15 protein-coding genes are annotated in these 14,680 nt (G+C 56.9%); all 15 read right to left on the reverse strand.

The window, feature by feature from the left end; translation table 11 throughout:
• Complete coding sequence (gene ccmI, locus SCD_RS13515) at positions 1–1,284, reverse strand: c-type cytochrome biogenesis protein CcmI (RefSeq protein WP_009207508.1); 1,284 nt, start codon at positions 1,282–1,284, stop codon at positions 1–3.
• A complete protein-coding gene (locus SCD_RS13520; RefSeq protein WP_009207507.1) occupies positions 1,281–1,745 on the reverse strand; it encodes a cytochrome c-type biogenesis protein in 465 nt (154 codons plus the stop codon). Before SCD_RS13520 ends, ccmI begins: the two co-directional genes overlap by 4 nt.
• Complete coding sequence (locus SCD_RS13525) at positions 1,742–2,266, reverse strand: DsbE family thiol:disulfide interchange protein (protein WP_009207506.1); 525 nt, start codon at positions 2,264–2,266, stop codon at positions 1,742–1,744. The genes SCD_RS13520 and SCD_RS13525 overlap by 4 nt, the downstream gene beginning before the upstream one ends.
• Positions 2,263–4,188, reverse strand: a complete 1,926-nt coding sequence (locus tag SCD_RS13530) for a heme lyase CcmF/NrfE family subunit (protein WP_009207505.1) — start codon at positions 4,186–4,188, stop codon at positions 2,263–2,265. The genes SCD_RS13525 and SCD_RS13530 overlap by 4 nt, the downstream gene beginning before the upstream one ends.
• A gap of 27 nt (positions 4,189–4,215) precedes the next feature.
• Positions 4,216–4,668 carry a cytochrome c maturation protein CcmE gene (ccmE, locus tag SCD_RS13535; protein WP_009207504.1) on the reverse strand — a complete coding sequence of 151 codons (453 nt, stop codon included), beginning with the start codon at positions 4,666–4,668 and terminating at the stop codon, positions 4,216–4,218.
• Entirely contained in the window at positions 4,652–4,858 is a 207-nt protein-coding gene (ccmD, locus tag SCD_RS13540; RefSeq protein ID WP_009207503.1) for a heme exporter protein CcmD, read from the reverse strand. Before ccmD ends, ccmE begins: the two co-directional genes overlap by 17 nt.
• Positions 4,855–5,601: a heme ABC transporter permease CcmC gene (gene ccmC / locus SCD_RS13545; protein WP_009207502.1), complete on the reverse strand. Its 747-nt coding sequence runs from the start codon at positions 5,599–5,601 to the stop codon at positions 4,855–4,857. Before ccmC ends, ccmD begins: the two co-directional genes overlap by 4 nt.
• Entirely contained in the window at positions 5,598–6,272 is a 675-nt protein-coding gene (gene ccmB / locus SCD_RS13550; RefSeq protein WP_009207501.1) for a heme exporter protein CcmB, read from the reverse strand. Before ccmB ends, ccmC begins: the two co-directional genes overlap by 4 nt.
• Positions 6,269–6,886, reverse strand: a complete 618-nt coding sequence (gene ccmA, locus SCD_RS13555; protein WP_009207500.1) for a cytochrome c biogenesis heme-transporting ATPase CcmA — start codon at positions 6,884–6,886, stop codon at positions 6,269–6,271. The genes ccmB and ccmA overlap by 4 nt, the downstream gene beginning before the upstream one ends.
• Positions 6,887–7,406: 520 nt before the next feature.
• Complete coding sequence (locus SCD_RS13565; RefSeq protein WP_009207498.1) at positions 7,407–7,880, reverse strand: TSUP family transporter; 474 nt, start codon at positions 7,878–7,880, stop codon at positions 7,407–7,409.
• Positions 7,881–8,079: 199 nt separating this feature from the next.
• Entirely contained in the window at positions 8,080–8,883 is an 804-nt protein-coding gene (locus SCD_RS13570; protein ID WP_009207497.1) for a transporter, read from the reverse strand.
• Positions 8,884–9,124: 241 nt separating this feature from the next.
• Entirely contained in the window at positions 9,125–9,478 is a 354-nt protein-coding gene (locus SCD_RS13575; RefSeq protein WP_009207496.1) for a c-type cytochrome, read from the reverse strand.
• A gap of 100 nt (positions 9,479–9,578) precedes the next feature.
• Positions 9,579–11,582: a cytochrome c3 family protein gene (locus SCD_RS13580; protein ID WP_009207495.1), complete on the reverse strand. Its 2,004-nt coding sequence runs from the start codon at positions 11,580–11,582 to the stop codon at positions 9,579–9,581.
• Positions 11,583–11,687: 105 nt separating this feature from the next.
• A complete protein-coding gene (locus SCD_RS13585; protein ID WP_009207494.1) occupies positions 11,688–13,004 on the reverse strand; it encodes an ethylbenzene dehydrogenase-related protein in 1,317 nt (438 codons plus the stop codon).
• A 305-nt stretch (positions 13,005–13,309) separates the two neighbouring features.
• A complete protein-coding gene (locus SCD_RS13590; RefSeq protein ID WP_009207493.1) occupies positions 13,310–14,680 on the reverse strand; it encodes a sigma-54-dependent transcriptional regulator in 1,371 nt (456 codons plus the stop codon).

A 14,680-nucleotide genomic window follows, 5' to 3' on the forward strand; every position in this document is an offset into this window, starting at 1 on the left:
CTAGGGTACGACGGTATCGATGACGATCGCCACGCCTTGCTGCCCAAGCTTGATCGGGCCGACTTTCCCCTGCAAGTCACCGCTTTGCGCCATGGGCTGACCCGATTTCGACACGCGCGCACTGATCATCACTTCAGCGTGATTCGACAGCTTGTCACTCGGCGACATGGACACGGAATCATCCAGCGTAAAACGGTAAGGGAGCTGCTTGGAGTCTAGCTTCAAGCTGGCTATAGGCATTTTCGGGCCTTGCGGCGACTGAGCAAAAATGAACACCTTGTCAGAGGGACTCACCTTGGCGATGAGCTCTTTGCTCACCGTCACCATGCCGGAAATAGCCGCCGCGCCCTGCTGCGGCTGTTCAGCTTTTTCCCCTGCGCCGCCTTTCTCACTCATCTGGCTCAAGTTATCCAGACCACCGATGCTGCCCGCAAGCTTGTCAGCCTCTTCAATTGCAGAAGTAATATCCTTGACGATATCCGCCTCCGGCGGGATAAGCTTGAGCAACCGACGCCAATACGCGGCAGCCTGAGCAAAATCTTTGTTCTGATAGGCTGCGGATGCAGCAAGATTCAACGTCTTCTCTTCATTCGGATTTAGCTTGAGCGCCTTATTGATCAGCTCCAGCGGTTTCCCCTGCAAACTCCGCCCCTGTGCCATGGCGAGCGCATCGGCGTAGTCCGCCAGCAGGCGTGCATCATCAGGGAACAGCGCAACGGCTTTCTCGAATGCCTGTGCTGACTCGTCGAACTTCCCTATCGAGGCATAACTGCGTGCCAGCATGTACCAGCCAGCTGCGTCATCCGGCTTTTCCTTCAACTTGGCTTCCAGGGCTGCGATCATGGGGGCCGCATCGTGCTGACCTTGTTCTGCCACTGCCGCGGGAGCCTCTGCACGCGACATAAGCAGTGCTTCGGGGTTGCCCAGGACCACATACAACGCGATCGCCAGTACCGGAATCGCTACTGCCAGTACCACACCAGGCCAGCGACCTGCCTGAGCAGCCACGACCGGTCCGGATTCCATCGGTACATCCTCGCTCAAGCGTTTTTCGATTTCTCGCCTGGCATCCTCGTATTGTGCCGCATCCAGCTCACCGCTATCGAGATCCTCCTTCAGCTCGGCCAGTTGATCGTAGTAGATGGCGACATTAGCCTCTTTCCTGCCAACCTGCCCTAGTCTGACATCGCGCCGCAGCAATGGCGGCAAAACGAATCCCAAGGCCACTGCGATAAAGAGGAGGAAAAATGCCCAGAACAGCGAAATCGTCCAAAAATTGCTCATGATTTATTTCCGTTGTTACCCAAAAGATCCGCCACGCGTTTCTTCTCTTCTTCGGATAAAGGTTCGTCGACAGGGCGGTTGCCACGTCGCTTGATATAGGCATAGAGGCCGCCCACCGAGCCGATCAGCAGCGCGAACGGGCCGAACCACAACAGCCAGGTCAGCGGCTTGACCGGTGGATTGTAAAGCACGAAATCGCCATAGCGCTGGGTGAGGTAGTCGATAACCTGCTCGTCGCTCTTGCCGGCGCGGATCTGTTCGCGGATCTCCTGACGTAAATCCTGCGCCAGGTCGGCGCGCGAACCTGCCAGCGATTCATTCTGGCACACCAGGCAGCGCAAATTCTCGGAAAGAGCGATCATGCGCTGCTCCGTCACAGGATCTTCGGCTAACGGTTTGGCCTCATTAGCCATTGCGGCAAAGGGAAGCCACAGGGCAAGCACGATCATCCACGGTCTCATTGCTGCAACTCCTTCACCAGGGGAAGAATTTTCTTGCTCAGGACTTCGACAGTAACCGGTCCGGTGTGCTTGTAGCGGATGATGCCGTTCTTGTCGATGAGATAGGTCTCGGGAACGCCGTACACCCCATAATTGATGCCTGCCCGACCATCGAGATCGACCACGGTCTCGACATAGGGATTCCCGTAGCGATTCAGCACGGCCTGCGCATCGCCTGGCTGATCTTTATAGTCCATGCCATAGATCGGCACGCCGCCCTGCTTCGACAAATCAAGCAAGACCTCATGCTCCTGCCGGCAGGAAGCGCACCAGGAGGCCCACACATTGAACAGCCAGACCTTGCCGCGCAGGTCCGCCGGACTCAGCTGTTTGGCCGAGTCGGACAGCAGGGCAAGCTTGAAGTCGGGTGCCGGCTTGCCGATCAGCGGCGAAGGCACTTCGCGCGGATCGAGCTTGAGGCCAACGGCGAGGAAACCCACCAGCACGATAAAAATTCCAAGGGGGATCAGGAAACGCTTCATGCTTTAGCACTCCCTTTCTTGCGCGAAGTGCGATAGCGCCGGTCGGTGATCGCCAGCAAACCGCCCAGGGCCATCAGCACGGCGCCGATCCAGATCCATACCACGAACGGCTTGTGAAACAGCCGCACGCTCCAGGCGCCGCCATCCAGCGATTCACCCAGTGCGGTATACAGGTCTCGCGTGAGCCCATAGTCGATCGCCGATTCGGTGAAAGGCATGCCGGATGCAGTGTAAATACGTTTTTCGGGATGCAAGGTGGAAACCGGCTTGCCGTTCCGGCTCACCTCCAGGGTGCCACGCGAGCCCTTGTAATTGGGACCCACCATATCTTTCACCCCATCGAAGCGGAAAGTATAGTCCTGCACGGTTATGGTATCGCCCACTTCCATGCGCACATTGCGCTCGCTCTGGTAGTTCGACACCATGGTGACGCCGATCACGGTAACCGCCACGCCGAGGTGGGCAAGATTCATGCCGTAGAAGTTCGCCGACCAGCCCGCACTCGTCCGCATGCGGCCACGCACGCCAATGGCAACGGTAACGACGATCCACAGGGACAGCAAATAGCCCAGGGAAACCATCGGCTTCCACTCCCCCAGCGTAAACGGCAGCAGCACGGCCACCAGGACACTGGCGCCGAATCCCCATTTCAGCCGTGCGGCCAATTCAGGCACATTCACCTGTTTCCACCGCGCCAGCGGGCCGATGCCGCTGAGGAATATCAAAGGTGTCACGAGAGGGACGAAAACGGAATTGAAATAAGGGGGGCCGACCGAGATCTTGCCCAGCCCAAGCGCATCGAGAAACAGCGGGTATAGCGTACCCAGCAGCACCGCCCCGGTCGCCGTCAGGAGCAGGATGTTATTGACCATCAGGAAGGATTCGCGCGACACCAGCGCGAAGCGTCCGCCCAAGCCGACCTGCGAGGCACGCAGGGCAAACAGCAGCAGCGAGCCGCCGATCACCACCAGGAGGAACATTAGAATGAACAGGCCGCGCGTCGGATCGGTGGCGAAGGAGTGCACCGAAGAGAGCACGCCAGAGCGCACCAGGAACGTGCCGAGCAGACTCAGGGAGAATGCGCCGATGGCAAGAAACACCGTCCACGCCTTGAAGCTGCCGCGCTTCTCGGTCACCGCCAAAGAATGGATCAGCGCCGTACCCACCAGCCAGGGCATCAGCGATGCGTTCTCGACCGGATCCCAGAACCACCACCCGCCCCAGCCCAGCTCATAATAGGCCCACCAGCTACCCATCATGATGCCCACCGTCAGGAACGACCATGCCGCCGTGGTCCAGGGCCGTGACCAGCGCGCCCAGCTCGCATCCAGCTTGCCGGAAAGCAGCGCCGCTATTGCGAAAGCGAAAGCCACGGAAAATCCGACATAGCCCATGTACAGAATCGGCGGATGCACAACCATGCCCGGATCCTGCAGCAGCGGGTTAAGATCGGAGCCGTCCATGGCCATCTCCATGCGCAGGAAAGGATTGGAGGTGGCCAGCATGAACAGCAGGAAACCGAAGCTGACCAAACCCATCACGCCGATCACCCGCGCCATCATGTCCTCGGGCAGATGCCGGCTGAACAAAGTCACTGCCATCGTCCACAAGCCGAGAATAAAAGTCCACAGCAGCATCGAGCCTTCATGCGATCCCCAGGTAGCCGTGAAACGGTAAATTTCGGGGAGGCGGGAATGGGAATTTCGGGTCACGTTCACGACCGAAAAATCGAGAGTCAGAAACGAATAGGCCAAAGCGCCAAAGGCAATGGCGACAAAAAGAAACTGGGCGCGAGCGGCCGGCTTGGCGACCGACATCCATACCGGGTTGTTGCGAGCGGCGCCCACCAGCGGCAGGATGCTTTGGACAAGCGCCAGCAACAGCGCCAGAATTAACGCGAAATGACCGAGTTCTGGAATCATTATTTACCTTCTTGCCGTGAAACTGGATTATTGAGGAGCGATTAAGGTTTTCTGGGCTTTTTGCGCCTGTTCCAGCGCGCTGGCCGCTTCAGGAGGCATATAGTTTTCGTCGTGCTTGGCCAGCACCTGCGTTGCGACAAACACGCCGGTGTCGCTCAGGCGGCCTTCCGCCACTACGCCTTTGCCTTCCTTGAACAAGTCCGGCAGCAAGCCTGTGTAATCAACCGAAATGGTTTGCATCGTATCGGTAACGCGAAAATGCGCCGTCACGCCATCCTTCTCGCGGCGCAAGCTACCTGCCTCGACCAGCCCGCCGATGCGGAAAGAGCGATCACTCGGCGCCTCGCCCTTGACCACCTGGGTCGGACTGAAGAAAAACACCAGATTGCTGCGGAAAGCGTTAAGTACCAGTGCTGCCACCACGCCCAGGGCAATCACCGCAATGGCGACCAACATCAGTTTCTTATGCCGCGATTTCATCGTTGCTCTCTTCCTTTTCAACCTTGCCATATTTCACAGTACGTTTTGCCAGCGTCAGCGCTTTTTGCCTGTGCGCCCTCAACAGCAGGATCTCGCCGACAATCAGAACCGCGGTCACCGCATAGGATCCCCAGACGTAAAGGGCATAGCCTCCCATGTGAAAAAATTCCGACCAGCTATTCCAGTTCACGCTTCGGCCTCCAACATTTGCGCCACCCACTGGCTATTTTTTTCACGTTCCAGGATGATGCTGCGCGCCCGGGACAACGCCGCTGCGATGGCATACATCCACGCGGCCAGCGCCATCACCAGCATGCCCACGAGCATGATGGCAGCCATGCTCGGCGCTTTCGTCATGCTGACCGAGGCCCCCTGATGCAGGGTGTTCCACCACCTGACGGAAAAATAAATGATCGGGATGTTAACCACGCCCACCAGCGCGATCAGCGCGCCGGCACGGTCGGCACGACGGGGGTCGTCGATCGCCGCCTGCAGCGCCATGAAGCCGAGGTACAGGAAAAACAGAATCAGCTCGGAAGTCAGGCGCGCATCCCACACCCACCAGGCGCCCCAGGTCGGCTTGCCCCACAGCGCCCCCGTCCACAACGCGACGAAAGTCAGCATCGCCCCGGTAGGCGCCAGGGCGCTCGCCATCATGAACGACAGCCGCGTATTGAAGGCCAGGCCGAGCGCGGCCCAGAAGGCCATCACCACGTAGATGAACATAGACATCCAGGAAGCCGGCACGTGGATGAAGATGATGCGATAGGCATCGCTCTGCTGAAAGTCGGTGGGCGCGAGAAAAAGCCCGATATACAGGCCAGCCACGCAAAGCAAAGCGGCCACACCGTAAAACCAGGGGATCATTTTCCCGGCAAGACCGTAGAATGTCGCCGGGGAGGAATATTTATACCAGTTTATGCTGCTCATCATTCAATCGAGATCCGTAACGCCGCCGACACCGCCCACGGCGTCAGCATGAAAGCCAAAATCAAAATACTGCCCAGCAACGACAAGTGAGCTTCAGAGCCCAGGCCCGACATCGCACCATCCACCGCGCCGGCACCGAAAATCAGCACCGGAATATAGAGTGGCAACACCAGCAGCGACACAAGAACACCGCCGCCGCGCAACCCCAGAGTCAGGGCGGCGCCGATCGCGCCGATCAGCGACAACACTGGTGTCCCGAGCAGCAGCGACAACACCAGCACGCCCAGCGCCTCGTTCGACAAGCCGAACTGAACACCCAGCACCGGCGCCACGAGAATTAACGGCACCCCACTCACCAGCCAGTGCGCCAGTATTTTACCGGTAATCCAGACCACCGGGGGCGTCGGCGTCAAAACAAGCTGTTCCAGCGTGCCATCGGCGTAATCACTCGCGAACATCCGACCGAGAGACAACATCGCCGCGAGCAGAGCGGACACCCACACCACGCCGCCCCCCATCAGACGCAACAGCTTGGGATCGGGACCTACGCCAAGCGGAAACAGGCTGGCGACGATAACGAAAAAAAACAGCACGGTCAGCACATCCCCGCGCCGCCTCATGGCCAGCATCAGCTCGCGCCGCAGCAGTACGAAAACAATCTGCAGCGTACTCATGGCGTCAATGGCAAGGTTTTGGGCACAATGCCCGTAATCATGACCGGCTGATGCGTGGTCATCAAAGCCATGCCTCCCTGGCGCAAATGCTCGCCAATCAAATTCTGCACCAGTTGCAAGGCGGCCTGATCAAGGGCCGTCAACGGCTCATCGAGTATCCACAATTTAGCCTTGACCAGCATCAGACGGGCAAGCGCAACGCGCCGACGCTGCCCTTGAGACAGCGATTTCGTCGGCAGGTTCAAACAATGACCCAAACCAAGGTGCCCCAGCGCACCTTTCACCTCATCACCATCCACCGGAATTCCCGCCAGACGGCAGGAAAAGTCGAGATTCTCGGAGGCGCTCAGATCCTCCTTGACCGCAGGGGCATGCCCGAAATAGGCCATTTCGGCATGGTAGGTCTCGCGCGCCGCGCCAATCTCTTCACCGCGCCATAAAATTTCACCGAATTCGGGCGTCAACAGGCCGCACAACATGCGCAGCAGGCTGGTTTTGCCGCTGCCATTGGCGCCTTGCACCAACAGCAATTCGCCTTCGTTGAGTGTGAAGTTGAGGTGACTGAACAGCGTACGCTCGCCTCGAACACAGGCAAGGTCTTTCCCTTCCAGCATTAATAATTACCCAAATAATTTGTAACGGCGGTTTTTCTGCAACCGATCCGGGAAGGTCGAATTGTACTGGAAAAATGCAATACCTTGACATCGTCTGAAGCATGCCCCGGTATTAAATTTATGCAATCAAGGCGATAAAAAAGTGCCCCCCAAAATCCGAACAGACCGATAAACGGAGGATCTCCTACCTTTGATGGCCCTGTTGGGCAAGGACTTAGGCCGCCAATTGCGGGGGTTTGCTCTTCTTTCACTGCTTAGAGCAAACCCCGCACTGCGGCACCATTAACCGCCAGTGGAGAACCCGATGGCGACCAGAACCAGCAAGGTCAGGCTGATGGCGATCAGGGTCAGACCCAGGATCTTGGATCCCAGCGATTGGGTGCCGGTGAACATCACAATGTCCGGAGGCGGCAGCTTATCCGACCGGAAGTGGTGGTTGAAGAAGTGCACCGTGAAGAGGAACACCGCCGCCAGGAATACTCAGAGCAAGCCACTCGTCAGCCCGGTACCGATGACCACATCATCGTGGCCACGGCCAATTCGACAAAACGCAGGGGACCTTCTTCAATAACCGTTTGCCGATCCAGGCGCCGGCAAAGGCGAAGAACGTGGCGGCCAGCACGAGGCTGGCGAAGCGCGGCGACAGTTCGAGCAGAGCGAAGGCGGCTATTGGCGCGCTGATAGCCGCCTTGACCGGCGTGATCTCGTGCACGCGACCGCCCAGCGTGTAGCTGGCGAGCGCCGGCAGTTGGGCGAAAACGGCCGGCAGACCGAAGCGCGCCACCGTGCGCCAGTCAGTCTTCTTAGCCATCAGCCCAAACTTGAAGATGTTGTTGGCGAAATACACGACTGCCGTAGCTGCAATAGCCAGCGGCACCGGGAGGAACAACACGAACACCGGCATCAGAACCGTCCCAAGACCAAAACCAAAACCAGAGAAGAGTGTCAGACCGGAGGTCAGTAGCGCAACAACGCTAATCAAGACAAGTTCCATATGTGAGCCATTGCCAAATAATCGAAGTTCGATAACGAACTTCGATTATTTTTGAGTCAATCTTGATGCGATTAGCGTGTTAATTAAAGCGAGAGTATCCAGTTGGCCAGATTTTTCTGCTCTTTAATATCCTTGGTAAAGTCGACGGACAGGCTTTCAAAAAGCAACCATTTCGGAACAATATCTGGTCGTAATCAAATCACCATGTCCATTGGTAGCCAACATAAGAAGAAAACTTGTTCGTGTTATCGACATTTGTCAGCCCTTTGCCGGCGCTGAAGAGTAAGTGGTTATGCTCGTCGAAGTTGTAAGACCCGCCGAGGTTGAAGCCCGTACTAGAGCCTTGGCCCGCAACCTGTTCTGTGTTGTGAAATATCTCGCCACCCAGAGTTAGATGCTCGGAAAGCTCCTTCTGCACCTGCCAACCAAAGAACCAGTAATTTTTAGCATCCGGGGCGTGGTTGATCCAATAGCCTCCACCGCCGTAACTTTGCCATTCGCCCCATTTCTTTTGCAGCCAGATGGGCAGAAACATCTGTGCATCGCCGTTGCCCAGTCCCTTGTCCGCGTTCCCGGTGTGTGTCACAAGGATAGGGAAAGTACCAACCATCGGACGGCTGTCGGTCTCTTGCATGAAACGATATTTGACGCCGAACTCAACATCGCCAAGCCCTCGTTGGCGCGGCCCTTCCGCCGGGCTGCTAAATACGACTGGAGCGATGATGTGAAGCATGACATCGGGTGCCGATCCGTAGTTGAATTCGAAATGAGGCAGGGTTCCTGTCCGACCATCGACTGTCTTGATCTGCTGTGTTGCAATATAGAACTCATGATGTTGGTATTCCACGGGCTCCGGATCGTCGGTCCGATAAGGTGGGCCCGCCAACGCCGGAATCGATAGGCATGCCATGCAATACACGAGCGTGTTGACGGCCAGACTGGTCTTACGATCCATGACAAGACGAATTGCCTTACCCGATGCTATTTCCATTTTCTGCGTCATGACTATGTTCCTTTAAAAATATTTTCTCTGGTTCTACACTGATGGACTCAAGTTCGATTGCGCTAACAGATCTTTGGCAAGACACGGCCATGCGGAAAGTCAAAGTTCGCACAACTTCCCGCGAACTTAATGCAGGCTCAAGGTTAACTGTTACATCTCTGGACCCCGTCGAGCCAGACTTGCCCTTAATTTGACCAATATCAGCCGTTTTTCACCTATGCATTGCACGGCAACGAGACACCTAGAGCGAGAGTATCCAGTCGGCCAGATTTTTCTGCTCGTTAATGTCCTTGGTATCGATGAGCTTGTGCTTCTCTTCCTTGCCGTCTGATAACTTGACCATCGGCTCCGTGGTGAAGTTGGTAATCAGCTTGCTCTGGCCATCGGCCTTGCCCTTGTATTTAGCCGCAACTTTCTTGTAGGAAGGGCCCTTTTTGGTCTTGTCGATTGCATGGCACTTCATACAGTCGTTCCTCTTTGCCAGTGCTTTTGCCGCGTCCGCATCGAAGGCGGATGCCTGAGACGGCATGAGCATGGCCACAGAAAAAGTAAACAACGTGGCGGTGATAATTCGAAAGTTGATTTTGCGTTTCATTTTTAATCTCCTTATGAACTTTGTTTAGAACCTAATTTGAAAAAATCCCTGTTTCCTGTAGCCAGCACTTTCATGAGTTCAGCCGCATGACTGATTTTATTTAACCGGCTCCTCCCAGGAATCCCACAATCACCAGAACAAGCAAGGTCAGTCCAATGGCGATCAGGATCAGACCCAGGAGTTTGGATCCCAGCGTCATCGGCCGTGACGGTGCATCCACCAGATACTTGTCCAGTTCGCCCGCATCCACCAGCCGCTGATACTGGGCCGGATGCTCGCGGCGGAACTCTTCCAGCGACTGGGTGCCGGTAAACATCACGATGTCCGGAGGCGGCAGCTTGTCCGGCCGGAAGTGATTATTGAAGAAGTGCACCGTGAAGAGGAACACCGCCGCCAGGAAGGCTTCCTCGCCGTGCACGATAGTGGCGACGTTGAAGATCCAGCCCGGCAGGTAGGCCGCAGTCACGGTCGGGAAGGCCAACAACAGGCCGCTACCACCGATAATGGAGACGCCCCAGAACACCGCCCAGTAGTCGAACTTCTCGAAGTAGGTCCAGCGGTCGAAGCGCGGTTTCTCGCCCTTGCCGACAAACCACTTGAACATGCCCACCATGTCACTGAGATCCTTCCAGTTAGGCACTAGCGATTCGGGGCCGAACCAGCGGAACCTCCTGTCGCGCAACAGACGCTGCATCACATAGATGAAATGAATGAAGAAGATGCCGACAAACAATGCAGCCGCTACCCGATGGATCAGGGCGAGGCCACGGGCGCCGCCCAATGCCTGGGCAACGACCGGCGCCCAGGCGCTATGGGAGAACAGCGCCGCGGTACCAGTCAGCACCAGCGTCATGGTGATCAGGGCGAAAGCCAGGTGAGCGATGCGCCAGCCGACCGGGAAGCGCTGGAAGAATTTCTTCTCGTTCAACAGCATCCCTTCGGTGCGCACGTGCGGAACGTTCTTGTGTTCCTTGCGCTCCTGCCATTCACGGTAATACCACAAGCCGGAATGCAGCCAGAAGAAGGCGAATACGCCGATCAGCAAGGCAATCATAAATTTGGTGGAGATCCACACCTGCGGATACTTTGCGAAATCGTGGCTGTTGGCATGCGGGGCAAAGGTGGCGAAGCCTGCGGTGGCCAGCTGCTTTTTCTTGCCGTCATGACACTCCTGGCAGGTCTTCAGGCGATTGTTGGGGTGCACCTTGGACTTGGGGTCCTTTGCCGACAGAATGCCATGGCTGCCGTGGCAGTTGTAGCACTTTGCCGTGTCGACATAGCCCAGCTTCGTAACTTGGCCATGATAGGTATCACGGTAGGACTTGAGGTTTTCCTTGTGGCAACTGCCGCAAGCCTCGTTGTTCAGGAGCTTGAACGAATCCAGTGAAGTATTGGTAATTTCGTGGTTGGTGTGGCAACTGGTGCAGACGGGCGCCTTGGCATTGTTCTTGTCGAGAACTTCCTTTCCATGCACGGACTCTGAGTAGGTTTCGAGCTGCTCGTCGTGGCATTTCTCACCACACAGGGCGGGAACCTCCTTGCGCCACGCGGCATATTGCGGGCTCTTCTTGTCAGCCGGCACGTTGAAACCGTGCGTGTCGTGGCATTGGGTGCAAGTTGCGTTAACCTGGGACGGATCATCCTGATTCGGACGGGCATGGAAGGATTTTTTGTAGGCCGCGATGTTCTTGGCCACGATTTCCAGCCGAGGCTGGGAGCCGGTCGTGCCGGCCTGCTTGGCCTTGTCCCACAGGACTTGATGGCACTGCGCACAGTCGGGTGCCTTGGCACTGCTCTTCTGGTGCGGGCTGATGTTATCGGTGATGTCGGTGTGGCAGGCGACGCATTCCATCTTGGCGTGGACGCTCTTGCCGTATTTGTCCGGGTCGATGTCATGCAGCGGACGAGCTTCCCCGTCAGCTCCCGGTACTTCGAGTTTGCCCTTGATGCCGTCGTGGCAGGTCTGGCAGGTCGCGTTGTCTAGTTTTTGCGATGCATGCGCAGCTTTTTGGATATCGGCGGCCGTGACTGGAAAGGTCGTCAGGACTCCCGCCAAGCAGACAGCGGCTGCCAAAAACCACTTCGAAAATTGACTGGTACGCATGTTTTTTCCCGATGCTGAGATGCGGCTGGTCGATTGACCGGTGCCATCAAAGAACAGCCTGCCCGTGCCTGATCGCCAGACACCGGGCAGGCTGCTGGTGCCGGATTACGGCAGCTTGACGGCGTTGATGTCCACCTTGGTGCCCTTCTTGACACCGAGCCCCAAGGTTTTCTCGAAGGAAATCTGGTGACCGCGTGTAGTGATGTTGTCATCATGCACGGCGAAGCCGATATTGTAGACACCGCCGGCCTTCAACGTTTTGTCGTCATCGTTGGTCAGCCCCAACGGACGGATCATCACTACTGTCCACATGCCATCCTTCCAGTTGGCAATGGCGTTGTTGTCGGCAGCCGAGCCCTTGGCATCCTCGCGACTGACGATGTAATCGGGAATCATGTCGCCTTCCTTCCAACCCGCGTTCGGATCAAACGGCACCGCGTTCTGCTCGCGAATCAGGAAGTGGTCGCCTCCCTTGTGCAGATCCAGCGCCTGGACCGATTTGTAGCCGACCTTTTTTGCGTCCCACATGAACTTGGGCTGGTGGGTTTCCTTGTTTGAATTGCCGCTGAACATGTCCTTGCCGGCATCGCCGTAGCGATACTCGAGCACATAGCCGTCGTCGGCCATGCCGACCGCATGGCTACGGTGTGCGCGCCACTGGACCAGGTCGAGGAAGTAGCCTGCCGCCTTGAGCTTGGCGATTTCTTCCTGCGTCTTGCCGGTTTTCCAGTCGGACGGATCGGTACGGGTATCGGGCAGGTACTTGCGCACGTCGCCCTTCTTGATTGCAGTCAGCAACGGGTTGGCAGCGACGTCTTCCTTGGTGGCTACCTTGGGATTGTCGCGCTCTCCGTCATGGCAGGTCAGCCAGCAACCCTGCTTGGCAAAGCCGGCCACCTTGCCATCATCGATCATGATCGACATGCGGTCTTCGTAGATACCAGGCTGCTTGCCTTCGTGAACGGGTTGGTCCAGTTTGGGGTAGCCCCAGACTTTCCATTCCTTACCATCGAAGCGCAGGTATTGGTGCTCGCTGCCGGGATAGGGGTTGTCGGTTTTCCACTGGAAGCGCAGGTAGGCATTCTTGTTGTCGTACGCGGCCTGTACCTTGAGTTCCTTATAGCCCGACTTGCCTGGAACCGGCGTGGGTTCCAGTCGGCCACCTTTCACGATCTTGTTGCCCATGTCCTTTTCGGCATCTTCTTCATCATGACAGGACATGCAGGCATCGCCGCGCTTGACCTCTGCCGCAGCATTCTTGTGTTCGTCGCTACGCAACCATTCATAGGTTGATTGCCCTGGATAAAACAGCGGGACTTTGACTATGGGAATCTTGGTCCAGTTGATCTTGGCTGGGTCGGCGGCCAGGGCAGAACCTGTGGTCAGGACGGCAAAGGCCAGGATAAATGCACTTTTATTCATGACAATCCCCTTTAGTAAATATGGTGTAACTAAAAGGTTAGCAAGGGCTGTGCCATCATCAATCCACAGCTTTAGTGCGGTTTTCTGAACTTCGTTGCAGGCAGACCTCATGACAGCGAATAACCGCTTATTAATAATAGTAAAAACAATTGGTTATTAGTGTTTACCGGATTTCAATTCTAAAAAGAGCGCTTAAGGGTACGTAAGACTGAAATGCCTCAATGGTCTCTGGGGTTTTACAGTGAGATGACTTTTTTCAGGATAAAAAGCCGAAGAAAACTGTCATTAAAAAATGACAGTCGTCACTAATCTGTGACAAAACCCCAGCGTTTCATACGCACATAAAGATTCTGGCGTGGAATCCCGCTTAAACGGGCCGCTTCGGAGATATTTCCGCCGGCCCCGTCGAGCAGGCGACGCAAGTATTCGCGCTCGAACACGGCACGGGCATCCTGGTAAGCGAGCGCCTGCGCCGGGGCAGCGCTGTCCGGTTGACCTTCCTCTGACCGGTGGTCGGTAGTCGGATTGAGATGGATGGCATCGATGACCCCGCCGGGCTGAAGCGCGACGACGCGTTCGATACAATGCTGAAGCTCTCGAACGTTGCCCTGCCAGCGGCAGGCTTCCAGGGCGCGCACCGCCGCCGGTGTGAAGGGGCCACATTCCTTGCCGAACTTGGTGTTGTAATGATCGAGAAAGTGGGCGGCCAGGCGGATGATGTCGCCTTCCCGCTCGCGCAGGGGCGGCAGGCGTACCGCCACCACGTTGATGCGATAGTACAGGTCCTCACGGAAGCCTCCGGCCTTAACTTCGCCGGCGAGGGAACGATTGGTGGCACAGATCAGGCGAAAATCGGTGGTGCGCGTCTGAGTGCTGCCGATCCGGGCAAAGCTGTGATCCTGCAGCACGCGCAACAGACTGCTCTGCAGCTTGGGGCTCATGTCGGCGATCTCGTCGAGGAACAGGTTGCCGCCATGAGCCTTCTCGAAATAGCCTGGATTCGCCTGGCCGGCGCCGGTAAAAGCGCCTTTCTCATAGCCGAAGAGCAGACTTTCCAGCAACGACTCCGGCAAACCTCCGCAGTTGACTTCGAGGTAGGGCTTGGAGGAACGCGTGCTCCAGGTGTGGATAAGTTTGGCGATGAGATCCTTGCCGGTGCCGCTTTCACCTTCCAGCAGCACTGTGGTATCCAGGCCGGCAACTTGGCGGATCTGGTCCAGCAGCCGTTCCATGGCCGGCGACTGACCAACTACATCAGGCGCACCCTCGGCCGCAAGGCGGGAGCGCAAACTGTCGATTTCGCGGTAGGCACGGTCAAGCTCGAGCGCCTTGCCGATCACCGCCTCCAGCGCCTCCAAATCTTCGAACGGCTTGGTCAGGTAGTCAAACAAGCCTTCGCGCACCGCCGCCACTGCATCGCGCACGTCAGCGAACCCAGTGATCAGTATCGCTACCAGCTTCGGCCGTCGCGCACGGAACTCGCGCAGCAGTTCGAGCCCGTTATCCCTGGGCAGGCGCTGATCCATCAGCACGAGGTTGAAATCCACTGCGGCAAACAGTTTCCGCGCTGCCGCTCCGTCCTCGGCCAGATGCACTTCGGCGGTCTTACGCATCATTTGCTCGATGAGCGTTCGAGTATAACGGTCGTCGTCGACGACCAGGATTTTAGGCAGCAT

The sequence above is a fragment of the Sulfuricella denitrificans skB26 genome, assembly GCF_000297055.2.
In the GTDB taxonomy this organism is placed as follows: Bacteria; Pseudomonadota; Gammaproteobacteria; order Burkholderiales; family Sulfuricellaceae; genus Sulfuricella; species Sulfuricella denitrificans.